This window comes from Pseudomonas sp. GM48 (assembly GCF_000282335.1).
GTDB lineage: Bacteria > Pseudomonadota > Gammaproteobacteria > Pseudomonadales > Pseudomonadaceae > Aquipseudomonas.
Genome location: NZ_AKJM01000037.1, coordinates 1 through 26475 on the forward strand (window position 1 = coordinate 1; position 26475 = coordinate 26475).

Sequence of the window (26475 nt, forward strand, 5' to 3'; positions counted from 1 at the left end):
TCGAAGGCGCGATCATTTCCAAGTACCGCAACAACGGTCAGACCTGCGTCTGCGCCAACCGCCTGTACATTCAGGACTCGGTCTACGACGCATTCGCCGAGAAGCTCAAGGCTGCTGTGGCCAAGCTCAAGATCGGTAACGGTCTGGAAGCAGGCACCACCACTGGCCCGCTGATCGACGAAAAAGCCGTGGCCAAGGTGCAAGAGCACATTGCTGACGCTGTTTCCAAAGGCGCTACCGTACTGTCCGGTGGCAAGTCGATGGAAGGCAACTTCTTCGAGCCGACCATCCTGACCAACGTGCCGAATAATGCTGCCGTGGCCAAGGAAGAAACCTTCGGCCCACTGGCTCCGCTGTTCCGCTTCAAAGACGAAGCCGACGTGATCGCGATGTCCAACGACACCGAATTCGGTCTGGCCTCGTACTTCTATGCTCGCGACCTGGGTCGTGTGTTCCGTGTGGCAGAAGCCCTGGAATACGGCATGGTCGGCGTCAACACCGGGTTGATCTCCAACGAAGTCGCGCCGTTCGGCGGCATCAAGGCCTCGGGCCTGGGCCGTGAAGGCTCCAAGTACGGCATCGAAGATTACCTGGAAATCAAATACCTCTGCCTGGGCATCTAAGCTCGAAGGTATAAGCCGGGAAGGCATTGCTTGAAACGCAAAGGGCACGAGAGCGCTGTCCCTTTGCGCCGCTTCAAACTGGAATATTCTCGGTGACCGGGAACGCAGTGGCAGTCGATCATCGCATGCTGCCGCTGTTGTTCCCCGTCGCTTTATCCTTGAACCACGCCGCCCGATGAGCGGTGAATGAGGACTGTATGAGCAAGACTAACGCTGATTTGATGGCCCGCCGTACCGCTGCTGTTCCACGTGGTGTTGGCCAGATTCACCCGATCTTCGCCGAGTCCGCGAAGAACGCGACCGTGACCGACGTTGAAGGTCGTGAGTTCATCGACTTCGCCGGCGGTATCGCCGTGCTGAACACCGGCCACGTGCACCCGAAAATCATCGCCGCCGTGACCGAGCAGCTGAACAAGCTGACCCACACTTGCTTCCAGGTGCTGGCCTACGAGCCGTACGTAGAAGTGTGCGAAAAAATCAACGCCAAGGTGCCAGGTGATTTCGCCAAGAAAACCCTGCTGGTGACCACCGGTTCCGAAGCCGTGGAAAACTCGATCAAGATCGCCCGTGCCGCCACTGGCCGTGCTGGCGTGATCGCCTTCACCGGCGCTTACCACGGTCGCACCATGATGACCCTGGGCCTGACCGGTAAAGTCGTGCCTTACTCGGCCGGCATGGGCCTGATGCCAGGCGGCATCTTCCGCGCGCTGTACCCGAACGAACTGCACGGTGTGAGCATCGACGATTCGATCGCTTCCATCGAACGCATCTTCAAGAACGACGCCGAGCCGAAAGACATCGCTGCGATCATCATTGAGCCGGTTCAGGGCGAAGGCGGTTTCTACGTCGCTCCGAAAGAATTCATGAAGCGTCTGCGTGCCCTGTGCGACCAGCACGGCATCCTGCTGATCGCTGACGAAGTACAGACTGGCGCTGGCCGTACCGGTACTTTCTTCGCCATGGAACAGATGGGCGTTGCTGCCGACCTGACCACTTTCGCCAAATCCATCGCTGGCGGCTTCCCGCTGGCCGGTGTGTGCGGCAAGGCCGAATACATGGACGCCATCGCTCCAGGCGGCCTGGGCGGCACCTACGCCGGTAGCCCGATCGCTTGCGCCGCGGCCCTGGCCGTGATGGAAGTGTTCGAAGAAGAGCACCTGCTGGATCGTTGCAAGGCTGTTGGCGAGCGTCTGGTGACTGGCCTGAAGGCCATCCAGGCCAAGTACCCGGTGATCGGTGAAGTCCGTGCCCTGGGCGCGATGATCGCTGTCGAGCTGTTCGAAAACGGCGACAGCCACAAGCCAAACGCTGCCGCTGTGGCATCGGTTGTGGCCAAGGCTCGCGACAAGGGTCTGATCCTGCTGTCCTGCGGCACTTACGGCAACGTTCTGCGCGTCCTGGTACCGCTGACCTCGCCGGACGAGCAACTGGACAAAGGCCTGGCGATCATCGAAGAGTGCTTCTCCGAGCTCTGATCATCCAGTGTGACCTGATCCACAAAAACCCGCTTCGGCGGGTTTTTTCATGCCCCTTGAAACACATCCCGCGCATTAGCGCTGTATCGAATGGCCTGCATTGGCTAAGGTTCCTGCATTGCCAGGGAGAGCTGTATGACAACTGTCATTTTACCCGCGGTTCCGAGAGTCCTGATCGCCGAGGCCGACCCCTGGTCCCGGGATCTGCTCAAGGAAGTGTTGTTGAGCGTACGCTGCGATGCGCGGCTGGATTTGTGCGCCGATGGTCAGCAAGCGCTGGAGCTGTTGGCGGCCAACCCCTATGACCTGGTGATCGCCGACTGGGAGTTGCCTGGCGTCGATGGCCTGAATGTCCTGCGCAGTATTCGTCAGCGCAAACGCAATCCGCCGCTGTCCTTTATCCTCATGAGCAGCCGCAACGACAGCGCCAGTGTGCGTGAAGCCTTGCCGCTGGCGCCGGCCGCGTACCTGACCAAGCCCCTGAACATGGAAAGCCTGACCCAGCGCCTGCAGGCTCTGTTACTCAACGCCGATGAAGAGGTTTCGTGCGAAGTACCGTTGCTGGCGTCGGGCATGACGTTGCCGGTGTATCTGGAGCGTCGACGCGAATTGGCCGACGGCGCGCCGCTGATGACCGACGTGCAGGTGGCGGTCAAGCGCAGCCTCAACCCCAATGGCCTTGATCTGACGGTACTGGAAGACGAAATCCGTACTGACCCGCAGGTTACCGCTGTACTGATCGCCGCGGCCAACAGCGCGGCCCAGCACCACGGTGCCGCTGTGCAAACCCTGTCCCAGGCGCTGCATCGCCTGGGTACCGGGCAGAGCATGAACCTGATTCTCGGGTTGGCGCTCAAGCGCAGTGCCCGGCTCAGCGATCCGCAATTGGCCGACTATGCCGAGCGTTACTGGGATCTGTCGCTGCACACCGCCGAATATGCCCGGACACTGGCGCGGCTGCTCGATCTGGATCAGGAGCGCTGCTATTGCGCGGGTATGTTGCATCGTCTCGGCGATCTGGCATTGCTGCGCTGTTTGCAGGAATGGAAACAGGCCGGTGGCGAACTGGACGAGTTGGAGGAAGTGGGCGAAGCGCTGGCCGAGTATGGCGCGGCCTATGGTTCGGCCCTGCGCACGCGCTGGCGCCTGCCGCTGGAGTTGCGGGAGCTGATTGCCGCGGCCTACCAGCTCGGTGGCGGGGTTTACTCCCGCGAAGCGTTGGTGATGAACATGGCGGCGCAGATGGCGCGCCTGACTGAGCATGAGGGCATCGAAGAGCTGGCAAAAAGTCGGACGGCGCGGTTACTCAAAATCGGCTTGCCTGAATTGATGCGCCTGCGCAAAAAGTAAGTTTCACGCAATTCCCTGTGGGAGCGGGCTTGCTCGCGAAAGCGGAGTGTCAGTCGACATAAAAGGTGACTGACGCGGCCCCTTCGCGAGCAAGCCCGCTCCCACATTGGTTTTGTGGTGGCCTGTCAGGCAGTAACAATCCGGTTCTTGCCCTCACGCTTGGCCTGATACATCGCTGCATCCGCCCGGGAAAACAGGTTCTCCACGTTTTCGTCTTTGGCGGTCAGGCTGGTCAGGCCCTGGCTGACGGTGATGCCGAACGACTGGCCTTCATGGTTGAAACTCAATTGCTGAATCTGCCGTTGCAAGCGTTCAGCCACTTGCAGGGCCATCTGTGGCGTACAGCCGGGAAACACCGCTGCGAACTCCTCACCGCCAATGCGCCCGAACAGGTCGCGACGGCGCAACGCTGCGCGGCCGCTTTCGGCAATGCGTTGCAACACGTTGTCGCCTTCCTGGTGGCCGTAGGTGTCGTTGATCGTTTTGAAGTTATCGATGTCCAGCATCAGGAACGACAGCGGCTCGCCCTGTTGCCGGGCGTGTTCGAACGCGCGGTGAGCGCATTCGAAGAAATGACGGCGATTGCTGCTCTGGGTCAGCGCGTCGGTGGTGGCCAGGCGATGCAGCTCGGTTTCCATCTGCTTCTTGTCGGTGATGTCTTCGGCGATGCCGACGATGATCACCGGTTGACCCGGCTCGGCCTGGCGATTGATGAAGCATTTGTCGCGGAGCCAGCGCACCTGGCCGTCGGCGGCAATGATTCGATACTCGCGGTCTTCCACGGCACCTTTGTCCAGCACTTCGGCCAGGCTGCGTTCGGCATAATCCAGGTCGTCAGGGTAAATGCTGTCGCGCCATTGATTGCAGTCGGCCAGCAGCAGATCGGCCGAGCGGCCGAAGATCCGTTCATAGGCGGGGCTGACGTAAAGCACCCGGCGCGATTCCCAATCGAATGCCCACAGCACCGCGTTGACGCTCCCCAGCAAGGTGCTGAACAACTGTTCGCGTTCGCTCAGGCGTGCGACTTCGCCTTGGGCTTGCATCAGCGCCAGCAGGGTTTGCGCGGCCTCGGGCCAATGGGGCGCAGATGAGTCTTGCAGGTTTTTTGGGGCCATCGACACAAATCTCAAAGGGCATGCCGCGAGTTCGATAGCGGCCAACACCAAGCCCGCCGGGATGGCGAAGTGTCTTTGAGATAGGGGTTTTTGGATGAAGTTCCCGCCGTTTGTGGCGAGGGAGCCGGCTCCCGCCGGGCGGTACTGGCGACGTGTTTTTGCGGTCATAAATCAATGTGGGAGCGGGCTTGCTCGCGAAGGGGTCGTGTCAGTCACCTTTTATGTCGACTGACACGACCCCTTCGCGAGCAAGCCCGCTCCCACAGTTTTTTCAGACGGCGGCAGGGCGCAGGGAGTAGGTTTTCAACTGGTCGGCGAAGTCGCGCAGGGATTGAATCCCGCTGGCTTCGGCTTCGTGTACCCAATCCTTGATGGCCGCCAGCATGTCGTGACCATTTGAGCTGGTCTTGACCCAGATCTGCTGCAGGGCCAGGCGTTTCTCGTAAATTACCTTCAGCGCCTGACTGTGCTCGAGCATGTTCTGGATGCGCACGTGGTGTTTGTCATCCAGCAGGCTGGTCTCCCGCGAAAGCAGGCGTTTGGCCCGGTGGAACTGGTGACGTACCGAGTGATCGACTTTTTCCAGCTCTTGCTTGACCAGCGGGCCGATCACCAATTTGCGGTACTGGGCCATGATCTGGAAGCGGTTGTTGAGGATCGCCATGGCAGTGTCCATGTCCAGGTTGCCCTTGCCTTCGACGCGATGGGCAATCGGCGCAACCCGTTGAACCTTGGCCAGGCGTAGGAAGCTGAAGACTTTGATCCATGCCCAGCCCAGGTCGAATTCCCACTTCTTCACCGACAGTTTTGCCGAGTTAGGGTAGGTGTGATGGTTGTTATGCAGTTCTTCGCCGCCAATCAGGATGCCCCACGGCACCAGGTTGGTCGCCGCATCGCGGCATTCGAAGTTGCGGTAGCCGATGGCATGGCCCAGGCCATTGACCACGCCGGCGGCCCACACCGGGATCCACATCATCTGGATAGCCCAGATGGTGATGCCGATGGTGCCGAACAGCAGCAGGTCGATAACGCCCATGATCGCGATGCCCAGCAGCGGGAAGCGGCTGTAGAGGTTGCGCTCGATCCAGTCTTCGGGGCAGTTCTTGCCGTAGATGCGCAGGGTCTCGGGGTTTTCCGCTTCGGCGCGGTACAGCTCGGCGCCTTTGCGCAGCACGGTGGACAAACCCTTGATGACCGGGCTGTGCGGATCATCGACGGTCTCGCATTTAGCGTGATGCTTGCGGTGGATGGCGGTCCACTCGCGGGTGTTCTGCGCCGTGGTCAGCCACAGCCAGAAACGGAAAAAATGCTTGAGGCCCCCATTCAGCTCCAGGGAGCGATGGGCCGAGTAACGGTGCAGATAGACCGTGACAGCAATGATTGTGACATGGGTCATCAGCAGGGTGACTGCTACCAGTGACCAGGGCGACAAGCCAAGAAAACCTTCGTACCACATAGGCTATAGGGCCCTCGATAAAGAAAAAAACAGCCGTTGCATTATCACTAAGCCCACACAGAAAACCAGTCGCCCTTTCAGATAAGAGTGGCTGGATGTGTCTTTAAACTATAATTCCAACCTTTTTGTAGGGACATGGATTGCCGGATGTCTGCCACCTATCGCGATGCCTTGCGCACAGCGCTGCTCTATCTGTTGCTTTCTGTGGTTTGGCTGCAGATCAGTGGCTATTTATTGAACAGTTTCTTCGATAGCTCCGTCGAGCGACTGCGATGGCAACTGATCAACGGTTACGTTTGGGGGCTATTCAGCGCCGGGTTGATCTTCATTGCCCGGGCGCGGCTGTTGCGGTGCCTGGGGATCGGCGCCACTTTGCACGAGCGCAGTACCAACCGCGAACGCCTGCGCCAGGCGGCTGCGGTGTTCGACTGCACCCGCGAAGGCGTGCTGGTCACCGATCGGGAAGGCGTGATCATCCATGTGAACCGGGCGTTCATGGAAATCACGGGCTACGGGAGTGAGGACGTGCAGGGCCAGCGGCCCGACATGTTCAAGTCCGGACGTCATCCGCCCGATTTCTATCGGGCGATGTTCGCCGCGCTTGAAAGCACCGGGGAGTGGAGCGGGGAAATCTGGAACCGGCGCAAAAGCGGCGAGATATACCCGCAATGGCAGACGATCCGCCTGATCCACGACGACAACGGCCAGCCGAGCCAGTTCGTGGCGGTGTTTTCCGACATCAGTGCGATCAAGAACTCCGAACACGAGTTGATGTACCTGGCGCACCACGACCCGCTGACCGACCTGCCCAACCGCCTGTTGTTCACCGACCGTGCCGAACAGGCCCTGGCTTCGGCGCAGGTTCACAAGCGTGGTTGCGCGCTGCTGATGATCGACCTCGATCACTTCAAGATGATCAACGACAGCCTCGGGCATAGCGTTGGCGATCAGTTGCTCAAGGCTGTGGCCGAGCGCCTGGGCGCCATGTTCGGCCCGGGCATCACCCTGGCGCGCTTGGGCGGGGATGAGTTCGCGGTACTCGCCGAAAGCTGTCCGCAACTGGTTCAGGCCGCTGCGTTGGCCCAGCGGATTATCGATGGCCTCAAAGAGCCGTTCCTCATCGATGGGCACCCGCTGTTCATCAACACCAGCATCGGCATCAGCCTGTTCCCCAGCGATGCCTTGAGCGTCGAGCAACTGCTGCGTAATGCCGACTCTGCGCTGTTCAAGGCCAAAAGCACGGGGCGCAATGATTATGCCCTGTACACCGAAGAGCTGACGGCCCACGTGCAGCAACGAGTCGAGATCGCCTTCGAATTGCGCCGCGCCCTGGACCGGCAAGAACTGCGGGTTCATTACCAGCCGGTTCACGACCTCAAGACCAGTCGCCTGATGGGTGTCGAGGCGCTGGTACGTTGGCAGCATCCGCAGCGGGGATTGGTGTCGCCGGCGGAGTTCATTCCGGTCGCCGAACGAACCGGTCTGATCGCCGAAATCGATGCCTGGGTCATGGCGCAGGCGTGCCGGCAGATGTGCCTGTGGCAGCAGGGCGGGGTGGTGCTGTCGTTTGTTGCGGTCAACGTATCTTCACGGCTGTTCGCCCGTCGTGAGTTGTATCAGCAGGTGGCGCAGGTACTGCGCGAAACCGGGCTGGAACCGGCCTTTCTGGAACTGGAAGTGACCGAAAGTGCGGTGATGGAGGACCCCGAAGTCGCACTGGAGCAGATGCATCGGTTGCGCGAGTTGGGAGTGCGCCTGGCCATTGACGACTTCGGCACGGGTTATTCATCGCTGTTGCGACTCAAGCGCCTGCCGGTGCAGAAGCTGAAAATCGACCAGGGCTTCGTGGCCGGGTTGCCGTGGGATGAGGACGATGCGGCGATTTCGCGGGTGATCATTGCCTTGGCGCAGAGCATGGGCATGCAGGTGCATGCCGAGGGAATCGAGCAGGTTGAGCAGGCGGCGTTCCTTCTTGAACACGGTTGCGATCTGGGGCAGGGCTACTGGTTTGGGCGGCCGGTGCCGGCAGGGCAGTTGAACTGGGCTCATGCGCCGGTGATCGGAGCAGTTACCTCACCGCTTTGCTGATACACAAAACCTGTGGGAGCGGGCTTGCTCGCGAAGGCGGACTGTCTGGCAACAGGGATGTTGAATGTGCCGGCCTCTTCGCGAGCAAGCCCGCTCCCACAGGGTTTTTGGTGTGCCTGGAAGAGGGCGATTCGCCTCAAGCCCTTGTCCCTCCAATTAATGTCTTATGGTTATATAAACATTCTTAAATAGTCTTTTTAAGAATATCTGTGCCTCTCTACTATTGCTCTCACGCCGCAAGCAGTGCTGCCACTGCCAGGCAACCTCTCAGTTGAAGGAGCAGCAATATGAGCGCATCCCTGCGTAGCGTCGACGGTCAAGACGAAGCCACCATCCTGCGTGAAATCCAGAGTGCCCTGCGCGACCTGCGCTTTGGTGCCGTGGAGATCACCGTGCACAACGCCCAGGTGGTGCAGATCGAGCGTAAAGAAAAATTCCGTTTGCAGCAGCCGGGCAACAAGCCGGGCTGAGGCGAATCAGGCACCGCGATTTCCGATATCCCATAAGAAAAAGCCAATAAACCAAGAATTCCAGGAGCTTTCACCATGTCGTCGATTCGTCATTTCGCTTTGGCCGCCCTGGCCAGCGCCCTTTTTGCCGGTTCTGCAGTTGCCAAGGACTACGAGTTGCTCAACGTGTCGTACGACCCGACCCGCGAGCTCTATCAGGACTACAACGCCGAATTCATCAAGTTCTGGCAGAAAGACCACGCGGGCGACACCGTGAAGGTCCAGCAATCCCACGGTGGCTCGGGCAAGCAGGGGCGTGCGGTGATCGATGGCCTGCGTGCCGACGTCGTGACCCTGGCCCTTGCCGGTGATATCGACGAAATCGCCAAGCTCGGCAAAAGCCTGCCAACTGACTGGCAAAAACGCCTGCCGGACGCGAGCACGCCTTACACCTCGACCATCGTGTTCCTGGTGCGCAAGGGCAACCCTAAAGGGATCAAGGACTGGGGTGACCTGATCAAGAATGACGTCTCGGTGATCACGCCGAACCCGAAAACCTCCGGCGGTGCGCGCTGGAACTTCCTCGCGGCGTGGGCCTATGGCCTGAAAGCCAATGGCGGTGACGAAGCCAAGGCCAAGGAATACGTACAAACACTGTTCAAGCACGTGCCAGTGCTGGATACCGGCGCTCGCGGTTCGACCATTACCTTCGTGAACAACGGTCAGGGCGACGTATTGCTGGCTTGGGAAAACGAAGCCTTCCTGGCCCTGAAAGAAGAGGGCGGCGCCGACAAGTTCGACATCGTCGTGCCTTCGCTGTCGATCCTCGCCGAGCCGCCGGTGGCGGTGGTTGACAAAAATGCCGAGAAAAAGGGCAACGAGCAGATCGCCGAAGCCTACCTCAAGCACCTGTACAGCCCGGCCGGCCAGGAAATCGCGGCGAAAAATTTCTATCGCCCGCGTGACAAGGATGTGGCCGCCAAGTACGCCCAGCAGTTCCCGAAACTGGAGTTGGTAAGCATCGACAAGGACTTCGGCGGCTGGAAAACCGCGCAGCCGAAATTCTTCAATGATGGCGGGGTGTTCGACCAGATCTATCAGGCGCAGTAATCTTAAATAGCCACTACGAGCCCCAATGCAAGTCAGCTAAGGTGCTTAACATGTGGGAGCGGGCTTGCTCGCGAATACGGTGTATCAGGCGGCATTAACGTTGACTGACACACTGCTTTCGCGAGCAAGCCCGCTCCCACATGAGTGGGTTTAGCTGATCGCTTTTTTAACCAAGGACTTTTATGTCGCGTCGTATCTCCCCCGTCATACCCGGCTTCGGGCTGACGCTGGGCTACACCTTGGTGTACCTCAGCCTGATTGTGCTCATACCACTGGCGGCGATGTTCGTGCATGCCGCTCAACTCACCTGGGATCAGTTCTGGGCAATCATCTCGGCGCCACGGGTGCTGGCGGCGCTGAAGCTCAGCTTCGGCACCGCCCTGTGTGCCGCGATCATCAACGGCATCATCGGCACGCTGCTGGCCTGGGTATTAGTGCGCTATACCTTCCCTGGACGCAAAGTCATCGACGCCATGATCGACCTGCCGTTCGCACTACCCACGGCAGTGGCCGGTATTGCGCTAACCGCGTTGTACACCCCTACCGGCCTGGTCGGTCAGTTTGCAGCGGATCTGGGTTTCAAGATCGCCTACACCCCCTTGGGCATCACCCTTGCCCTCACTTTTGTGACACTTCCATTCGTAGTACGTACCGTACAGCCAGTGCTGGCGGACATTCCTCGTGAAGTCGAAGAAGCGGCGGCGTGCCTGGGGGCGAAGCCGTTGCAGGTTTTCCGCCATATCCTGCTGCCGGCGCTGCTGCCGGCATGGCTCACCGGTTTCGCTTTGGCCTTTGCCCGTGGGGTCGGCGAGTACGGTTCGGTGATTTTCATCGCCGGCAACATGCCGATGAAAACCGAGATCCTGCCACTGCTGATCATGGTCAAACTCGACCAATACGATTACACCGGCGCTACCTCCATTGGTGTACTGATGCTGGTGGTTTCCTTCGTCCTGTTGCTGCTGATCAACTTGTTGCAGCGGCGCATCGAAACCCCATAAGGAGGCGCACACATGTCCCAATCGTCTATTGCTGCCGCTTCCTCGAACGCTGCCCGCCGTGGCAGTGCGACTTCGCGGCGAATCCTGATCGGCCTCGGCTGGCTGATTTTTGCGCTGTTCCTGTTGCTGCCGCTGTTCATCGTGGTGTCCCAGGGGCTGAAGCTTGGCCTCGGTGCGTTCTTCACCGCGATCTTTGAACCGGACGCCCTGTCGGCGCTGAAACTCACGGTAATCGCCGTGCTGATTTCGGTGCCGCTGAACCTGGTGTTCGGCGTCAGCGCCGCGTGGTGCGTGAGCAAGTACTCGTTCCGCGGCAAGAGCATGCTGGTAACGCTGATCGACCTGCCGTTCTCGGTGTCGCCGGTGATCGCCGGTCTGGTCTATGTGCTGATGTTCGGCGCCCAGGGCCTGTTCGGCCCATGGCTGCAGGATCACGACATCCAGATCGTCTTCGCCCTGCCGGGCATCGTATTGGCGACGATTTTCGTCACCGTGCCGTTCGTGGCCCGCGAACTGATCCCGCTGATGCAGGAGCAAGGCACTCAGGAAGAGGAGGCCGCGCGCCTGCTCGGCGCCAACGGCTGGCAGATGTTCTGGCACGTCACCGTACCCAACATCAAATGGGGCCTGATCTACGGCGTGGTGTTGTGTACTGCGCGGGCCATGGGTGAGTTCGGTGCGGTGTCGGTGGTGTCCGGGCACATTCGCGGGGTGACCAACACCCTGCCGTTGCACGTCGAGATCCTCTACAACGAATACAACCACGTGGCCGCGTTCGCCGTGGCGAGCCTGTTGCTGATCCTGGCGCTCTTCATCCTGCTGCTCAAGCAGTGGAGCGAAAACCGTATTAACCGCCTGCGCGCCAGCGCCGCGGAGGAATAATTCATGTCGATCGAAGTGCGTAACGTCAGCAAGAATTTCAACGCGTTCAAGGCGCTGGACAACATCAGCCTGGATATCCAGAGCGGCGAACTCGTCGCATTGCTCGGTCCGTCGGGTTGCGGCAAGACCACGTTGCTGCGGATCATCGCCGGCCTGGAAACCCCGGACCAAGGCAACATCGTGTTCCACGGTGAAGACGTTTCCGGCCATGACGTGCGCGATCGCAACGTCGGTTTCGTGTTCCAGCACTACGCCTTGTTCCGCCACATGACGGTGTTCGACAACGTCGCTTTCGGCCTGCGCATGAAGCCGAAAAACCAGCGCCCGAGCGAAAGCCAGATCGCGACCAAGGTTCACGAACTGTTGAACATGGTGCAACTGGACTGGCTCTCGGATCGCTACCCGGAGCAACTCTCCGGCGGTCAGCGTCAGCGCATTGCCCTGGCCCGTGCTTTGGCGGTGGAGCCGAAAGTGCTGCTGCTCGACGAACCCTTCGGCGCCCTCGACGCCAAGGTCCGTAAAGAGCTGCGCCGCTGGTTGGCGCGCCTGCACGAAGACATCAACCTGACCTCGGTGTTCGTGACCCACGACCAGGAAGAAGCGATGGAAGTCGCCGACCGTATCGTGGTGATGAACAAGGGTGTGATCGAGCAGATCGGCTCACCGGGTGACGTCTACGAAAACCCGGCCAGTGATTTCGTCTATCACTTCCTCGGTGATTCGAACCGTCTGCACCTGGGCGAAGACAACCACGTGCTGTTCCGTCCGCACGAGGTTTCGCTGTCGCGGCATGAACTGGAAGACCACCACGCGGCAGAAGTGCGCGATATTCGACCGCTGGGTGCGACGACGCGGGTGACGCTGAAGGTCGAAGGGCAAAGCGATCTGATTGAGGCCGAAGTGGTCAAGGATCACGACAGCCTGATCGGGTTGGCGAAGGGTGAAACGCTGTTCTTCAAGCCGAAGGTCTGGCAGAAGGTCGCGAATATTTAACATCAAAAGCTTCGCGAGCAAGCCCGCTCCCACAGGGGTTCTATGTACACCATAGACCCAGTGTGGGAGCGGGCTTGCCCGCGAATGCGATCTAGACAGCTGCACGCTTCGGATTGACCCGCACACCCCCCGCTCGCGCCTCAATCTGATCTTTGAGTTCATGCCGCATCCCGAGCATGAACGCCAACTCAGCCACCACAAACAACGGCCCGACAATCAATCCGGTCACGTCATCGACAAATGCCGGTTTGCGCCCTTCGTAGTGATGGCCGACAAACTGGATCGCCCAACCGATCACGAACATCGCCACGCCGCTGCTCAGCCAGACCAGCGTGCTTTGCTGAGCCAGCGCATGACCGGCCCAGACGCACAGCCCGAGCAAAACCGTCATCAACACACCCAGGCGCAATTCCAGGCGCAGGTAAAACCACGCCGATGCCAGCGAAACGAGCACCGCCGGTGACATCCACAGGCCGCCCAGCGACCACTGCGGCCGGGACAACAACACCGCGACGGCCACCACGATCAGCGGAATGCCGATAAAGTGCGAGGCAATGTTGCGCGGGTCACGGTGGTAGGCGGCGTATTGACTGAGGTGGTCGACGAGGCTTTTCATTGTTGTTCTCCTGTGGGGGTGATTGATCATCCCCCGGGGCCACTTCCCGCTCTGTCAGCCAGGCGACAATCTCTAGGAGTTTTCATGGATATGCAGGTCTGGCGTCCACGCCTGATGAGCGGTCAGTGGTTCAGCCATTTGCCTGTTTCCCTACAGGATAGTCTGCTGTCGGTGGCCAGGGTGCGGCGCTTGTCCCCGGGCCAGCGGCTGTTCAAGCGTGGCGATCCGCCCTGTGGCCTGTACGCGGTACTTGAAGGCGCGGTGCGCGTCGGTGCCGTGAGCGAGCAGGGCAAGGAAGCCTTGCTGAGCCTGGTGGAACCGCCGCACTGGTTCGGCGAAATCTGCCTGTTCGACGGCCAGCCACGCACCCACGATGCCTACGGCGTGGGCCAGTGCACGCTGCTGCACATTCCCCAGAACACGTTGCTGGCGTTGCTTGACGAGCATCCGCAGCATTGGCGGCAACTGGCGTTGCTGATGAGCCAGAAGTTGCGCATGACCTTCATCAACCTCGAGCAATTGAGCCTGTTGCCGGCCCCGGCAAGGCTGGCGCACCGTTTGCTGATGATCGCCGAAGGCTATGGCGAGACCGCCCCGCCGCGCCGCGTCCTGCAACTCCCCCAGGAGCAGCTTGCCGCCATGTTGTCGCTGTCGCGCCAGACCACCAACCAGATTCTCAAGGATTTACAGGGGCAGGGGATAATCGGACTGAGTTACGGCGAAATCGAAATCCTCGATGCCGTGCGGTTGCGAACACTGGCCACAATCTGACGGCTGGCACGAACCATTGTGGGAGCGGGCTTGCTCGCGAAGGCGTCAGGTCAGGTATATCAATTTCAACTGACACACCGCTTTCGCGAGCAAGCCCGCTCCCACACTGGATTGTTGTGAACTTCATCTTTGTGGTTAACCGAATAACCCTGTGGGAGCGGGCTTGCTCGCGAAGAGGCCGGTCCAGGCAACCCACCTCCGGGATCCGTCACCGCAACCCATCCCGAAACTGCCCAGGCGTCATTCCCGTCCAGCGCTTGAACGCGCGACTGAAGCTGCTGGTGTCGGCAAACCCGAGCAAATAGCTGATCTCGCTCAGCGACACCTGCGGGTCGCGCAGGTGCAACAGCGCGAGGTTTTCGCGGCTTTCGTTGAGCAGCGTATCGAACCGGCAGCCTTCATCGGCCAGGTGCCGTTGCAGGCTGCGCAGGCTCAGGTGCAGGGCCTTGGCGATGTGTTCGGCACTGGGTTCGCCTTCGGGCAGTTGTTCTTCAATGGCATCGCGGACCTTGCGTTCCCAGGTCAGTGGCTTGAGTTGCGCCAGGGTGCGTTTGAGTACGGTTTCGTTATGTTCGGCCAGTTCCGGGTTGGCATCGTCCAGATGGCTGTCGAAGTCGACGAAGGCGAATTCCAGCCGATCTTCGTCGGCGCCGAAATGTACCGGCGAGCGAAAGACTTTGTGCCATTGATGCGCGTCTTCCGGCTCCGGGCGGCGCAGGTAGGTGGCCAACGGCGCGTAATCACGACCCAGGCGATTGCGGCAGGTGCGTACGTAAATCGCCATGAACGCATCGATGGCTTCGAAGGCCGGGGCCGGGTTGCCGGAAGGAATTTTCAGCCGGAAACGGTAGCGATCCTCGTCGCGGGTCAGCTCCAGTTCCAGGGCATCGCTGACCACCTGGTGATAACGCACGATGCGTTCGAACACTTCGCGCAGGCTGCCGCTGGCGACCAGCGCATAACCCAGCGCATGAAACGTGGTCGGGCTGACAAAGCGTGATACGCGCAAACCAATCGCCGGATCGCCGCTGGCCTGCACCGCCAGTTCCCACAGGTGCGTGGTGCCCGACAGCGGGTAGCGCGCGTTCGGGTCGTCCATCAACAACGGGTCGAGCCCTGCTTGATGGCACAGGGCGGTGCTGTCGATGCCCAGGGCATCGAGTTGCTTGCGCAGGGCGCGGGTCCAGCTGGCGAGGGAGGTCGGTTCGGTCATGCTGATTGGCGCTTCCAGTCAACAGGTTGGCGTTCTCGGCTACCGCGTTGCGAGGGTTCGCAAGGCAGGATGCAACCATCGATAACCAGAGGATGGAAGCATGCACGGTACTTCTGCAAGTCCCCAGCGATTGAATGCAACTCAACGATCAGCGCATATTCGTGAAGTGGTGTTAGCCAAGGGCGTCGAGTTGCGCGAGCAATACCCGATTCTCAAGCATCAGGATGCCATCGGCGCGGGCATTCTGGCTTTCGCGCTGGCCGGGATGATCGGCTCGGCGGCGCTTTACCTGACAGGGCATATGGCGTGGTGGGCGTGCCTGTTGCTCAACGCGTTTTTCGCTTCGCTGACCCACGAACTGGAACACGACCTTATTCACAGCATGTACTTTCGCAAACAGCGGGTGCCACACAACCTGATGATGGGCCTGGTCTGGCTGGCGCGCCCGAGCACGATCAACCCATGGATTCGCCGTCACCTGCATCTCAATCACCACAAGGTGTCGGGTTCCGAGGCCGATCTGGAAGAGCGCGCCATCACCAACGGCGAGCCGTGGGGCATCGCGCGGCTGTTGATGGTTGGCGATAACATCATGTCGTCTTTCATCCGCATGCTGCGGGCGAAAACCTGGGCCCTCAAACTCAGCATCATCACTCGTACCTTGAAGGCCTACGCGCCACTGGCGCTGATGCATTGGGGCGCGTGGTATGTGTTTCTCGGTTTCCATGCGGCCAACGGCATTGCTCATTTGATGGGCGCACCGATTGAGTGGTCGGCGACCACGCTGTCGGTGATGCAGGTCATCGATATCGCAGCGGTGGTGATCATCGGCCCGAACGTGTTGCGTACCTTTTGCCTGCACTTCATCAGCTCGAACATGCATTACTACGGCGACGTGGAGCCGGGCAACGTGATGCAGCAGACCCAGGTACTGAACGCCTGGTGGTTGTGGCCGTTGCAGGCGTTCTGCTTCAACTTCGGCAGCACCCACGGCATCCATCACTTCGTGGTGAAGGAACCGTTTTACATCCGCCAGATGACCGCGCCGGTGGCGCATAAAGTGATGCGCGAAATGGGCGTGCGCTTCAACGATATCGGCACGTTTGGCCGGGCCAACCGGTTCGTGACCAAGGAAACGGCAGAGCCGCAACAGGTGCGTGCCGCTCAGGCCTGAGCAAATGCCGCAGGAAACTCGGATGTGAAGAAGCCAGTCATCAATTTGACCCAAAGCGACGCTACGGTATGACGCAAGCCAGGGACGGCGCCTGATCATGAGTGTGGGGATGATATATGTGATTTGGGTCTATTAAAGTAATTAAATATTCCTTTATTGGATAACCAATTTCGCCAATCATCGGCTCAAGGGTTGTTGATCAGCGCTGACAGATTCTGAGTTTCCGGGGCCGTCTCCTTGGCAGGGTGCGGCCCCTTTTTTTGGACTGGATTTGATCCCTGTGGGAGCGGGCTTGCTCGCGAAGGCGTCAGGTCAGGTATATCAATTTCAACTGACACAGCGCTTTCGCGAGCAAGCCCGCTCCCACATTTAAGTGTGTTGCATATTCAATTATCGCATTAACAAATAGCTTCTTATTCCTTAACGAATATATCTCTCCTCCCTATACTCGACCGGGAACAGACACGCAGCAGGAGAGCTCCCCCATGCGCAACGAATCAATTCGCTACCTGATTGTGCCGGGCTGGCAAGGATCGCCAGAAGATCATTGGCAAAGCCACTGGCAGAACAGCCTGCCGAACAGTGCGCGGGTGGAGCAGGCCGACTGGTTGACGCCGCGTCGCGAAGACTGGGTCGCGGCGCTGGCCGAGGCGATTGCCGCCGACAGCACGCCGGTGATTCTGATCGCCCATAGCCTGGGCTGCATCACTGTCGCCCATTGGGCGGCGACCGCACCCGTGCAGTTCTTGCGTCAGGTGCGCGGTGCCCTGCTGGTCGCACCGGCGGATGTCGAACGTCCGGCCTGCGCGCCGGCCTTGCGCAACTTCGCGCCGATCCCGACGGATCTGCTGCCCTTCCCGAGCCAGGTCGTCAGCTCCGACAACGACAGCGCCGTCAGTGCGCCGCGCGCCCTGGAACTGGCGCGCCACTGGGGTGCTGAGGCAGGGATTCTGGCGGGAGCGGGGCATATCAATGTGAAGTCCGGTCACCAGCGCTGGGAGCAGGGTTTTGCCTATCTCTATCGCCTGCAAAACCGCATGGAACACCACGCCCTGCGCCGTGCCTGAACCCTTTGAGTTTTCTTTTTCTGTAAATACGCCCCCGTCTCCCGGCGGTTTTGGGCGGGAGTCTGCCATGAGTTTTGAAACCTTCGGTCAGCCGCTGCTGACCTTTCCCGATGCCGAAAAAAGTCCCCTGAGCATCCGCGCCAAGGCGTTGGTGTTTGTCGATCCGCGTTCGCGCAAGTTGCGTGAGGAGCTGGAGCAACTGGCCACGCGTTCAGTCTCGGTGCTGATTCGTGGCGAAACCGGGACCGGCAAGGAATTGCTGGCGCGGCATATCCACCGCGCCAGTGATCGCGGCGGGTTGTTCGTGTCGGTCAACTGCGGCGCGATCAGCCCGACCTACGCCGACGCCGAGTTGTTCGGCTATGCGGCGGGCGGCTACAGCGGTTCGGCGAGCAGTCGTGCAGGCTGGTTCGGCTCGGCCAATGGCGGCACGCTGTACCTGGACGAAATCGGCGACCTGCCGCTGCCGATCCAGATCAAGCTGCTTGCCGCCCTGGAGAACCACGAAGTCACCCGCGTCGGCGCTCAGCAACCGAGCCCGGTGGATGTGCGGCTGGTGGCGGCCACCAGCATCGATCTTGCCCAGGCCGTCGCCGCCGGAAAATTCCACGAGCGGCTCTATCACTACCTCAGCGAAGGCCCGCTCGAACTGCCGGCACTGCGCGAGCGCACGGGTGACATCCTGTCGCTGGCCGAATACTTTCTCGGCATCTACAGCCAACGCCTCGGCCTGCCGGTGCCATTGATCAGCGAAGCGGCGCAACTTGTGCTGGAACGCCACAGTTGGCCGGGTAATACCCGGGAGCTGGAAAACGTCATTCACTTTGCGCTGTTGGTGAGTACAGGTGACGAGATTTTACCGGAGCATCTGAATTTGCCTGATGAAGGTCTGGGACGGATCGAACAGCAGCTCAAGCAGATTCTTGGCAACGGTTCCGATGCCGAAAAAGACGCCTTGAAACAACTGCTCGCAAGCGCTGGATTTCTGTAGGAGCTAGCTTGCTCGCGAGAAACCCGCAGACGCCGTTGGGCATCAGGTTTTACGCGTTTTCGTTCACGAACATCGCGAGCAAGCTCGCTCCTACAGCTGTATGAACAAAATGGAATATGAAGCTGAATAAACGTTATTGTTCGGGAATAAAAAATCCCGGTATTGTCCGCTTCACGCCAGCGATAGCACTTCACTGGCACTCTCATCTTCAAGCCGTCGCCATAAGCGACTGTGATTTTCGATAAGGACACTGCATGAAAAAGGTTCTGTTGTTCACCGCACTGGCGGCTGCCCTGACCGCGGGCCTGGCCCAGGCTGGCGAAAAACTAGTGGTTGCGGCAACCCCGATTCCACACGCCGAGATTCTTGAGCTGATCAAGCCAACCCTCGCCAAAGAAGGCGTGGACCTGGAAATCAAAGTCTTCACCGACTACGTTCAGCCGAACGTGCAGGTCGACCAGAAGCGTCTGGACGCCAACTACTTCCAGACCCTGCCATACCTCAAGAGCTTCAACGAAGGCAAAGGCACTCACCTGGAAACCGTGATCGGCGTGCATGTCGAACCGTTCGGCGGCTACTCGAAGAAAGTCAAAACCCTGGCTGAGTTGAAAGACGGCGCGACCATTGCCATCCCGAACGAAGGCAGCAACAGCGGCCGTGCCCTGATCCTGCTGCAGAAGGCTGGCCTGATCGAGTTGAAAGACCCGAAAAACGCCCTGGCCACGCCGAAAGACATCGCCAAGAACCCGCACAACTTCAAGTTCAAAGAGCTTGAGTCCGCTATGTTGCCGCGTGTGCTGGATCAGGTCGACCTGGACATGATCAACACCAACTATGCGCTGGAAGCGGGTCTGAACCCGGCTAAAGACGCCCTGGTGATCGAAGGTGCCGACTCGCCTTACGTGAACTTCCTGGTGGCCCGTCCGGACAACAAGGACAGCGTTGCCATCCAGAAACTGGCCAAGGCCCTGACCAGCCCAGAAGTGAAAGCATTCATCGAGAAGAAGTACAGCGGCGCGGTATTGCCTGCGTTCTGATTCGCGAAGTAAACCCCTTCAAGGTTTCAAACGCCGACGGCTGATTTAGCGTCGGCGTTTTTTTATGTGTGTCGGTTTACCAGTGGCGAGGGAGCTTTTGTGGCGAGGGAGCTTGCTCCCGTTGGACTGCACAGCAGTCCCATTTTTAGGGCCGCTTCGCACCCCAGCGGGAGCAAGCTCCCTCGCCACAAGATCAAAAGCCTTCAGGCCGGCCCGGCCTTCAAGGCCCTGCGCAACGCCATCAATAATTTCAGAATGTCCTGCGGATCCAGCCGGTGCGGCGTTTGTACGTCTGCCATGTTCTCGTCCTTGTGAGGTGTTGGCCGGGAGTCTGGCCAAAAGTGCTTCGTCCCTGGAGATGTACTGCGAAAAAAAGATCCTTCCTACGACGCTGGGGAAAATAGACGTCTTCCATCGTCCCGGCAAATCACCTGCCATTCAATCCGGCCAATACCATGCCGGCTCATCCAGCATGCGCTGGCCCACGATTCCGGTCTGGCCGAAATTTTTTTCCAGCACGATGCAGTTGCATTGGGGGGCCTGCTGCAATGCCGAAATCAAGCGTCGGGCATGGGACACCACCCACACCTGGCACTGTTCTGATGCACGGATAATCAAGCGTGCCAGCGCCGGCAGCAGATCCGGGTGCAGACTGGTTTCCGGTTCGTTCAACACCATCAGGGTTGGCGGCCGTGGCGTCAGCAGCGCTGCAACCAGCAGCAAATAGCGCAATGTTCCGTCCGACAATTCGGCGGCCGACAACGGCCGCAACAAACCTTCCTGAAAGAACTCGATAGTGAAGCGCCCGCCCGGCAAGGGTTCGATGTGCAGTCGTGCACCGGGAAAGGCGTCGCTGATCGCGGCCCACAATGCCTCGGGGTCGCCGATTTCGATGATCGTTTGCAAGGCCGCCGCCAGATCGCGTCCGTCGTGATGCAGCACCGGCGTTCGGGTGCCCAGTTGCGGTTGCCGCGCCGGGGCGTCGGCGTCGCTGCGAAAGTGATCGTAAAAGCGCCAGCGGCGGATGAACTCGCGCATCTCCAGCACTTCCGGCGAACCGCGCAGGCTGCCGACCTGATCGAACAGGCTGTCGAAAGTCGGCGTGTGCTGGGCCAGCACATCCCAGCTGCGATTGGCGCGGGCACGGATCATTGGACCGTCACGATCGACCAGCAGACTCGCCGGGCGATAGAACGCTCCGGCCCAGAGGCATTCGCGCTTGATCTGCGGGTCGAGGCTGAAACGTGACTGTATGGGCAAACTGTGCCCGGGCAGCATGAAATGGCCATTGGATTCGGGTATCCCCAGGCTGATCGAGTAACCAAAATCTTCACCGACAAACCCCATTCGCAGGCGTTTGGCGCCTTGGCGCATCGTGGCTTCGATGGGCACTTCGCCGTTGCGCATGCGCCGGGTGATGGTTTCCGGGCCGGCCCAGAAGGTTGAATTCAGCCCGCCTTCACGGGCCAGGGCATTGACCACGCCGCCCTGAGCGGTTTCCGCCAGCAGGCGCAGAGCACGGTAAAGGTTGGATTTGCCGCTGCCATTGGGGCCGGTGATCAGATTCAGCTGACCCAGCGGGATCACCAGTTTGTTGATCGAGCGGTAATTGGCCACCGCGAGGATCTTGAGCATGTGGGTTCCTGAAACGGTATCGACGGAGCTCATTGTCAGGCACGCGCAGCCGTCTATGCCAAGTGTTTCAGGCGTTAAACGTTGCGGTTTGTTTCTTCATAAGGGGGGCGTGCACGGTTGGAATACTGTTCTAAGCTCTCTGTCGAGTTGTCCATAAAAAAGGCCAAGGAGTGTGCATGGCGGTTCCTGGATTGAAAGTCGTAATGGCCTTGAGTGTCGTCACCCTGCTGACCGCTTGTGAGGAGAAAAAGCCTGTGCAGGAATACCTGCCACGGGTGTTCGTGCAAGTCGTCAAGCCAGCGGATTACGCGGCCTCGGTTACCCTCACCGGTGATATCCAGGCACGGGTACAGACAGAGCTTTCTTTTCGCGTGGGCGGCAAGATCATCCAGCGCTCGGTGGACGTCGGTGATCGCGTGACAGCCAAGCAAGTGCTGGCCCGGCTCGACCCCAAGGATTTGCAGACCAACGTCGACTCGGCCCAGGCACAAGTGTTGGCTGAACAGGCCCGAGTGACGCAGAGCGCGGCGGCGTTCGTGCGCCAGCAAAAACTCTTGCCCAAGGGCTACACCAGCCAGAGCGAATTCGACTCGGCCCAGGCAGCCTTGCGCAGCAGCCAGAGCGCCTTGAGCGCAGCCCAGGCGCAGTTGGCCAATGCCAGGGATCAGTTGAGCTATACGGCGCTGATCGCCGATGCGCCGGGGATCATTACCGCGCGTCAGGCGGAAGTCGGCCAGGTGGTTCAGGCGACGATGCCGATCTTCAGCCTGGCCCGGGACGGCGACCGGGATGCGGTGTTCAATGTCTATGAATCGCTGCTGGCCGAGAAGCCGAGGGATGAAACCATTGTCCTGAGCCTGCTCGACAACCCGTCGATCAAAACCACCGGCACCGTGCGCGAAATCACCCCGTCGGTGTCGGCACAATCCGGTACCGTGCAGGTCAAGGTCGGCCTCAACAGTCTGCCCGACGGCATGCAACTGGGCTCGGTGGTGAGTGCCACGGCCAGGGGGTCGGGCAAGTCGGTCATCGAATTGCCGTGGTCGGCGCTGACCAAAAACATCAGTGAACCTGCGGTCTGGATTGTCGATGACCAGGGTAAGGCCCAGTTGCATTCGGTCACCGTCAGCCGCTACCTGACCGGCAAAGTCATCATCAGCGCCGGGTTGAAAGACGGCGACAAAGTCATCATCGCGGGCGGACAACTCTTGCACCCGGGCATGGAAGTCGAGATTGCCGAAAACACTTACAAGGATCTGACTTGGGGAGCTAAGCCATGAAGCCTTTATGGGTGTTGTCCATCGGGCTGGTGCTGAGCGCCTGTTCCAAGAGCGAACCGCCGCCGACGCCGGTACGGCCAGTGTTGTCGATCAAGATTAAGGCCTTGAGCGAAGAGGACCTGGGCCGCTTCGCCGGCAGCATCCAGGCACGCTATGAAAGCAATACCGGTTTTCGCGTGGGCGGGCGCATCGCCAGTCGTAACGTCGATGTCGGAGCCGCAGTGGAGAAGGGCACGCTGCTCGCCACCCTCGATCCTTCCGATCAGCAGAACCAGTTGCGTTCGGCCCAGGGCGACCTGTCGAAAATCCAGGCGCAACTGATCAATGCCAAGGCCAGTGCCCAGCGTCAGCAAGCCTTGTTTGATCGCGGGGTCGGTGCGCAAGCGCAACTGGACCAGGCCAATACGTACCTGAAAACCACCCAGGCCTCCCTCGATCAGGCCCGGGCGGCCGTCAACCAGAGCAAGGACCAACTGGGCTACACCGAGTTGCGCGCCGACCATAAAGCCGTAGTCACCGCATGGAGCGCCGAGGCCGGGCAAGTGGTGACGGCGGGTCAGCAAGTGGTGACCCTGGCACAACCGGACATCAAGGAAGCGGTGATCGACCTGCCGGATACCCTGGCCGATCAACTGCCCAGCGATGTGGTGTTTCTGGTCGCTGCGCAACTTGATCCGAGCATCAACACCACCGCCGTGATTCGCGAAATCGAACCTCAGGCCCAAAGCGCCACACGCACCCGTCGCGCCCGCCTGACCCTGGCCGAAACGCCACCGGGCTTTCGCTTGGGTACGGCCATCAGCGTCACCCTGAGCTCGGCGATCAAGCCGCGCATCGAGCTGCCTGTCACCGCGCTGCAAGAGGTCGATGGCAAGCCACGGATCTGGGTGATCGATGCACAGAGTAAAACCGTCTCCCCCCGTGACATCACGGTGATCAGCCGCACCGACAGCACCGTGGTGCTGGCCGGCGGTGTGAAGAACGGCGAGCGGGTGGTCAGTGCCGGTGTGAACAGCCTCAAACCGGGGCAGCAAGTGAAAATCGACGAGGACAGTCAATGAAAGGGCCTTTCAACCTCTCGGAATGGGCCCTCAAGCATCAGTCGTTCATCTGGTATCTGATGTTCGTCGCGTTGTTGATGGGTGTGTTCTCGTATTTCAATCTGGGGCGCGAAGAAGACCCTTCGTTCACCATCAAAACCATGGTGATCCAGACCAAATGGCCGGGGGCGACTCAGGAGGAAACCCTCAAGCAGATCACCGACCGGATCGAGAAAAAGCTCGAAGAGCTCGACTCCCTCGACTATGTGAAAAGCTACACGCGCCCCGGTGAATCGACGGTGTACGTGTACCTGCGCGACACCACCAGTGCCAAGGACATCCCGGAAATCTGGTACCAGGTGCGCAAGAAGATCAACGACATCAAGTACCAGTTCCCGCAAGGCATACAGGGGCCGTCGTTCAACGACGAGTTCGGTGACGTCTTCGGGTCGATCTACGCCTTCACCGCCGACGGCCTGACCATGCGTCAGTTGCGCGACTATGTGGAACAGGCCCGCATGGAAATTCGTGGCGTGCCGGGGCTGGGCAAGATCGAAATGGTCGGCCAGCAGGACGAAGTGCTGTACCTGAACTTCTCCACGCGCAAACTCGCAGCGCTGGGTATCGATGAGCGTCAGGTGGTGCAGAGCCTGCAATCCCAGAACGCGGTGACCCCGGCGGGTGTCATCGAGGCCGGACCGGAGCGGATTTCGGTGCGCACTTCAGGGAAGTTCGCTTCGGAGAAAGACCTGGCCGAGGTCAACCTCAAGCTCAACGACCGCTACTATCGTCTGGCCGACATTGCCGAGATCAGCCGTGGCTACGTCGATCCGGCCTCGCCGGAATTCCGCTTCAACGGCAAACCGGCCATCGGCCTGGCGATTGCCATGCAGAAGGGTGGCAACGTCCAGGCGTTCGGCAAGGCCTTGCACGCCCGTATTGACGAGTTGACCGCCGACCTGCCGGTGGGCGTTGGCATTTACAACGTGTCCGACCAGGCCGTGGTGGTCGAAGAGGCGGTCGGCGGCTTTACCAGCGCGCTGTTCGAGGCGGTGGTAATCGTGCTGCTGGTCAGCTTCGTCAGCCTTGGCGTGCGCGCCGGGCTGGTGGTGGCCTGCTCGATCCCGCTGGTGCTGGCGATGGTGTTTGTATTCATGGAGTACAGCGGCATCACCATGCAGCGGATTTCCCTCGGTGCACTGATCATCGCCCTCGGCCTGCTGGTGGACGATGCCATGATCACCGTGGAAATGATGGTCACGCGCCTGGAGTTGGGCGAGACCAAGGAACAGGCCGCGACCTTCGCCTACACCTCCACGGCGTTCCCCATGCTCACCGGTACGCTGGTGACGGTGGCGGGGTTCGTGCCGATCGGCTTGAACGCCAGCTCGGCCGGTGAATACACCTACACCCTGTTTGCGGTGATTGCCTGCGCGATGCTGGTGTCATGGGTGGTGGCGGTTCTGTTTGCGCCAGTGATTGGCGTGCACATTCTCAGTGCCAACGTGAAACCCCATGAAGCTGAACCCGGGCGTATCGGCAAGGCGTTCAACGGCGGGCTGCTGTGGTGCATGCGCAATCGCTGGTGGGCCATTGGCATCACCGTACTGTGCTTTGTACTGGCGGTGTTCAGCATGCGCTACGTGCAGAACCAGTTCTTCCCGTCTTCGGATCGACCGGAAATCCTGGTGGACCTGAACCTGCCGCAAAACGCCTCGATCGACGAAACCCGCCGGGCCGTCGACCGCCTCGAAGCCACGCTCAAGGACGATCCGGACATCGTGCGCTGGAGCACTTACATCGGTCAGGGCGCCATCCGTTTTTATCTGCCACTGGACCAGCAACTGCAAAACCCGTTCTACGCGCAGCTGGTGATCGTCAGCAAAGGCCATACCCGTGAGGCCATGATGCAGAAGATCAGCGAGCGCTTGCGCAACGACTTTGTCGGCATCGGCGGTTATGTCCAGGCGCTGGAAATGGGCCCGCCGGTAGGGCGTCCGATCCAGTACCGGGTCAGCGGCAAAGACATCGACCAGGTGCGCCGACATGCCATCGACCTGGCCTCTGAGCTGGACAAGAACCCGCACATTGGCGAGATCATCTACGACTGGAACGAACCGGGCAAAGTGCTGCGGATCGACATCGCCCAGGACAAGGCGCGACAGTTGGGGTTGTCTTCCGAGGATGTGGCCAATTTGATGAACGGTATCGTCAGCGGCCAGTCGGTGACCCAGGTTGACGACGATATTTATCTGATCAACGTGGTCGGTCGTGCGGTGGATTCCGAGCGTGGTACGCCGGAAACCCTGCAGAACCTGCAAATCGTCACGCCTGGCGGCACATCGATTCCGCTGCTGGCGTTCGCCACGGTGCGCTACGAACTGGAGCAGCCGCTGGTGTGGCGTCGCGATCGCCTGCCGACCATCACCATCAAGGCGACGATCCGCGACGAGATCCAGCCGACGGACCTGGTGAAAATCCTCAAGCCGTCCATCGACGCTTTCGCAGCCAAATTGCCGGCGGGCTACAAGGTCGCCACGGGCGGTACGGTGGAGGAAAGCGGCAAGGCTCAGGGACCGATTGCCAAGGTAGTGCCGTTGATGCTGTTCCTGATGGCGACCTTCCTGATGATCCAGTTGCATAGCGTGCAGAAGCTGTTCCTGGTGGCCAGCGTCGCGCCGCTGGGACTGATCGGCGTGGTGATCGCGCTGGTGCCTACGGGTACGCCAATGGGCTTCGTGGCGATCCTCGGGATTCTCGCGTTGATCGGTATCATCATCCGTAACTCGGTGATCCTGGTGACCCAGATCGAAGAATACGAGCAGAAGGGTTATGCGCCGTGGGATGCGGTAGTGCAGGCCACCGAGCATCGACGTCGGCCGATCCTGCTGACCGCTGCGGCGGCGAGCATGGGGATGATTCCGATTGCCCGGGAAGTGTTCTGGGGGCCGATGGCCTACGCGATGATTGGCGGGATCGTTATCGCCACCTTGCTGACGCTGCTGTTTCTGCCGGCGCTGTATGTGGCCTGGTACAAGATTCGCGAGCCGAAGAAAGAGGTGGCTTAAAAGCGAGCAAGCCCGCTCCCACAGTTGACCGAGTTGTTCAG

General features: G+C 60.0%; 22 protein-coding genes. 17 read left to right on the forward strand and 5 right to left on the reverse strand.

Annotation, left to right across the window (positions count from 1 at the left end; translation table 11 throughout):
- The 3 genes from PMI28_RS24020 to PMI28_RS24010 all read left to right on the forward strand — a co-directional run.
- The coding region (locus tag PMI28_RS24020) for an aldehyde dehydrogenase family protein (RefSeq protein WP_007983070.1) at positions 1–623 on the forward strand (623 nt) is incomplete at its 5' end.
- A gap of 197 nt (positions 624–820) precedes the next feature.
- Positions 821–2098: a 4-aminobutyrate--2-oxoglutarate transaminase gene (gabT, locus tag PMI28_RS24015; RefSeq protein ID WP_007983072.1), complete on the forward strand. Its 1278-nt coding sequence runs from the start codon at positions 821–823 to the stop codon at positions 2096–2098.
- Between the two features lie 135 nt (positions 2099–2233).
- A complete protein-coding gene (locus tag PMI28_RS24010; RefSeq protein ID WP_007983075.1) occupies positions 2234–3448 on the forward strand; it encodes a response regulator in 1215 nt (404 codons plus the stop codon).
- Between the two features lie 125 nt (positions 3449–3573).
- Here PMI28_RS24010 and PMI28_RS24005 read toward each other — a convergent pair whose 3' ends face one another.
- Together PMI28_RS24005 and desA are read right to left on the reverse strand one after the other, a co-directional pair.
- On the reverse strand, positions 3574–4563 hold the full coding sequence (locus tag PMI28_RS24005) for a GGDEF domain-containing protein (protein ID WP_007983077.1): 990 nt from the start codon (positions 4561–4563) through the stop codon (positions 3574–3576).
- Between the two features lie 271 nt (positions 4564–4834).
- On the reverse strand, positions 4835–6019 hold the full coding sequence (gene desA, locus PMI28_RS24000) for a delta-9 fatty acid desaturase DesA (RefSeq protein WP_007983079.1): 1185 nt from the start codon (positions 6017–6019) through the stop codon (positions 4835–4837).
- Between the two features lie 147 nt (positions 6020–6166).
- On the opposite strand from desA, the gene dibA reads away from it, so the two are divergent.
- The 6 genes from dibA to PMI28_RS23970 all read left to right on the forward strand — a co-directional run bounded on the left by dibA (position 6167) and on the right by PMI28_RS23970 (position 12542).
- Positions 6167–8107, forward strand: a complete 1941-nt coding sequence (gene dibA, locus PMI28_RS23995) for a phosphodiesterase DibA (protein WP_007983081.1) — start codon at positions 6167–6169, stop codon at positions 8105–8107.
- A 287-nt stretch (positions 8108–8394) separates the two neighbouring features.
- Entirely contained in the window at positions 8395–8577 is a 183-nt protein-coding gene (gene oscA / locus PMI28_RS23990; protein WP_007975618.1) for a sulfur starvation response protein OscA, read from the forward strand.
- Between the two features lie 75 nt (positions 8578–8652).
- The gene (locus PMI28_RS23985) at positions 8653–9666 is read left to right on the forward strand and encodes a sulfate ABC transporter substrate-binding protein (RefSeq protein WP_007983084.1); all 1014 of its coding nucleotides are present in this window, start codon (positions 8653–8655) and stop codon (positions 9664–9666) included.
- Between the two features lie 182 nt (positions 9667–9848).
- Positions 9849–10667, forward strand: a complete 819-nt coding sequence (gene cysT, locus PMI28_RS23980; RefSeq protein WP_007972956.1) for a sulfate ABC transporter permease subunit CysT — start codon at positions 9849–9851, stop codon at positions 10665–10667.
- Between the two features lie 12 nt (positions 10668–10679).
- On the forward strand, positions 10680–11549 hold the full coding sequence (cysW, locus tag PMI28_RS23975) for a sulfate ABC transporter permease subunit CysW (protein ID WP_007972954.1): 870 nt from the start codon (positions 10680–10682) through the stop codon (positions 11547–11549).
- 3 nt (positions 11550–11552) lie between these two features.
- Positions 11553–12542: a sulfate/molybdate ABC transporter ATP-binding protein gene (locus PMI28_RS23970; protein ID WP_007983086.1), complete on the forward strand. Its 990-nt coding sequence runs from the start codon at positions 11553–11555 to the stop codon at positions 12540–12542.
- Positions 12543–12633: 91 nt separating this feature from the next.
- On the opposite strand, the gene PMI28_RS23965 is transcribed toward PMI28_RS23970, so the two are convergent.
- Positions 12634–13158: an Mpo1 family 2-hydroxy fatty acid dioxygenase gene (locus PMI28_RS23965; protein WP_007983088.1), complete on the reverse strand. Its 525-nt coding sequence runs from the start codon at positions 13156–13158 to the stop codon at positions 12634–12636.
- A gap of 84 nt (positions 13159–13242) precedes the next feature.
- Between PMI28_RS23965 and PMI28_RS23960 the strand changes: the two genes are divergently transcribed.
- A complete protein-coding gene (locus PMI28_RS23960) occupies positions 13243–13929 on the forward strand; it encodes a Crp/Fnr family transcriptional regulator (protein WP_007983090.1) in 687 nt (228 codons plus the stop codon).
- 208 nt (positions 13930–14137) lie between these two features.
- Here the strand turns inward: PMI28_RS23960 and PMI28_RS23955 are convergent, their stop codons facing one another.
- Complete coding sequence (locus PMI28_RS23955) at positions 14138–15142, reverse strand: AraC family transcriptional regulator (protein WP_007983092.1); 1005 nt, start codon at positions 15140–15142, stop codon at positions 14138–14140.
- 100 nt (positions 15143–15242) lie between these two features.
- Here PMI28_RS23955 and PMI28_RS23950 point away from each other — a divergent pair, with 100 nt between their 5' ends.
- From PMI28_RS23950 to PMI28_RS23935, 4 genes are all read left to right on the forward strand, one after another.
- Positions 15243–16316 carry a fatty acid desaturase gene (locus PMI28_RS23950; RefSeq protein ID WP_007983094.1) on the forward strand — a complete coding sequence of 358 codons (1074 nt, stop codon included), beginning with the start codon at positions 15243–15245 and terminating at the stop codon, positions 16314–16316.
- 485 nt (positions 16317–16801) lie between these two features.
- Positions 16802–17383, forward strand: a complete 582-nt coding sequence (locus PMI28_RS23945; RefSeq protein WP_007983096.1) for an alpha/beta hydrolase — start codon at positions 16802–16804, stop codon at positions 17381–17383.
- Between the two features lie 67 nt (positions 17384–17450).
- A complete protein-coding gene (locus PMI28_RS23940; protein ID WP_007983098.1) occupies positions 17451–18374 on the forward strand; it encodes a sigma 54-interacting transcriptional regulator in 924 nt (307 codons plus the stop codon).
- Positions 18375–18628: 254 nt separating this feature from the next.
- Positions 18629–19411 (forward strand): MetQ/NlpA family ABC transporter substrate-binding protein, encoded by a 783-nt coding sequence (locus PMI28_RS23935; RefSeq protein ID WP_007983099.1) that lies wholly within the window; start codon positions 18629–18631, stop codon positions 19409–19411.
- Between the two features lie 438 nt (positions 19412–19849).
- Here the strand turns inward: PMI28_RS23935 and PMI28_RS23930 are convergent, their stop codons facing one another.
- Positions 19850–21046 (reverse strand): AAA family ATPase, encoded by a 1197-nt coding sequence (locus PMI28_RS23930; RefSeq protein WP_007983103.1) that lies wholly within the window; start codon positions 21044–21046, stop codon positions 19850–19852.
- A 176-nt stretch (positions 21047–21222) separates the two neighbouring features.
- Here PMI28_RS23930 and PMI28_RS23925 point away from each other — a divergent pair, with 176 nt between their 5' ends.
- The 3 genes from PMI28_RS23925 to PMI28_RS23915 are packed head-to-tail and all read left to right on the forward strand — an operon-like array spanning position 21223 to position 26434.
- Positions 21223–22326: an efflux RND transporter periplasmic adaptor subunit gene (locus tag PMI28_RS23925; protein WP_007983104.1), complete on the forward strand. Its 1104-nt coding sequence runs from the start codon at positions 21223–21225 to the stop codon at positions 22324–22326.
- Positions 22323–23387, forward strand: coding sequence for an efflux RND transporter periplasmic adaptor subunit (locus PMI28_RS23920; RefSeq protein WP_007983106.1), 1065 nt, complete (start codon positions 22323–22325; stop codon positions 23385–23387). The genes PMI28_RS23925 and PMI28_RS23920 overlap by 4 nt, the downstream gene beginning before the upstream one ends.
- Positions 23384–26434 carry an efflux RND transporter permease subunit gene (locus tag PMI28_RS23915; protein WP_007983108.1) on the forward strand — a complete coding sequence of 1017 codons (3051 nt, stop codon included), beginning with the start codon at positions 23384–23386 and terminating at the stop codon, positions 26432–26434. The genes PMI28_RS23920 and PMI28_RS23915 overlap by 4 nt, the downstream gene beginning before the upstream one ends.
- Positions 26435–26475: the final 41 nt, after the last annotated feature.

Coding starts and splice junctions, on each gene's coding strand:
- PMI28_RS23930 (WP_007983103.1), bottom strand. CDS start 21,046: ATGCTCAAGATCCTCGCGGTGGCCAATTACCGCTCGATCAACAAACTG.
- PMI28_RS24010 (WP_007983075.1), top strand. CDS start 2,234: ATGACAACTGTCATTTTACCCGCGGTTCCGAGAGTCCTGATCGCCGAG.
- desA (WP_007983079.1), bottom strand. CDS start 6,019: ATGTGGTACGAAGGTTTTCTTGGCTTGTCGCCCTGGTCACTGGTAGCA.
- cysW (WP_007972954.1), top strand. CDS start 10,680: ATGTCCCAATCGTCTATTGCTGCCGCTTCCTCGAACGCTGCCCGCCGT.
- PMI28_RS23935 (WP_007983099.1), top strand. CDS start 18,629: ATGAAAAAGGTTCTGTTGTTCACCGCACTGGCGGCTGCCCTGACCGCG.
- cysT (WP_007972956.1), top strand. CDS start 9,849: ATGTCGCGTCGTATCTCCCCCGTCATACCCGGCTTCGGGCTGACGCTG.
- dibA (WP_007983081.1), top strand. CDS start 6,167: ATGTCTGCCACCTATCGCGATGCCTTGCGCACAGCGCTGCTCTATCTG.
- PMI28_RS23940 (WP_007983098.1), top strand. CDS start 17,451: ATGAGTTTTGAAACCTTCGGTCAGCCGCTGCTGACCTTTCCCGATGCC.
- PMI28_RS23915 (WP_007983108.1), top strand. CDS start 23,384: ATGAAAGGGCCTTTCAACCTCTCGGAATGGGCCCTCAAGCATCAGTCG.
- oscA (WP_007975618.1), top strand. CDS start 8,395: ATGAGCGCATCCCTGCGTAGCGTCGACGGTCAAGACGAAGCCACCATC.
- PMI28_RS23920 (WP_007983106.1), top strand. CDS start 22,323: ATGAAGCCTTTATGGGTGTTGTCCATCGGGCTGGTGCTGAGCGCCTGT.
- PMI28_RS23960 (WP_007983090.1), top strand. CDS start 13,243: ATGGATATGCAGGTCTGGCGTCCACGCCTGATGAGCGGTCAGTGGTTC.
- PMI28_RS23985 (WP_007983084.1), top strand. CDS start 8,653: ATGTCGTCGATTCGTCATTTCGCTTTGGCCGCCCTGGCCAGCGCCCTT.
- gabT (WP_007983072.1), top strand. CDS start 821: ATGAGCAAGACTAACGCTGATTTGATGGCCCGCCGTACCGCTGCTGTT.
- PMI28_RS23945 (WP_007983096.1), top strand. CDS start 16,802: ATGCGCAACGAATCAATTCGCTACCTGATTGTGCCGGGCTGGCAAGGA.
- PMI28_RS23950 (WP_007983094.1), top strand. CDS start 15,243: ATGCACGGTACTTCTGCAAGTCCCCAGCGATTGAATGCAACTCAACGA.
- PMI28_RS23955 (WP_007983092.1), bottom strand. CDS start 15,142: ATGACCGAACCGACCTCCCTCGCCAGCTGGACCCGCGCCCTGCGCAAG.
- PMI28_RS23925 (WP_007983104.1), top strand. CDS start 21,223: ATGGCGGTTCCTGGATTGAAAGTCGTAATGGCCTTGAGTGTCGTCACC.
- PMI28_RS23970 (WP_007983086.1), top strand. CDS start 11,553: ATGTCGATCGAAGTGCGTAACGTCAGCAAGAATTTCAACGCGTTCAAG.
- PMI28_RS23965 (WP_007983088.1), bottom strand. CDS start 13,158: ATGAAAAGCCTCGTCGACCACCTCAGTCAATACGCCGCCTACCACCGT.
- PMI28_RS24005 (WP_007983077.1), bottom strand. CDS start 4,563: ATGGCCCCAAAAAACCTGCAAGACTCATCTGCGCCCCATTGGCCCGAG.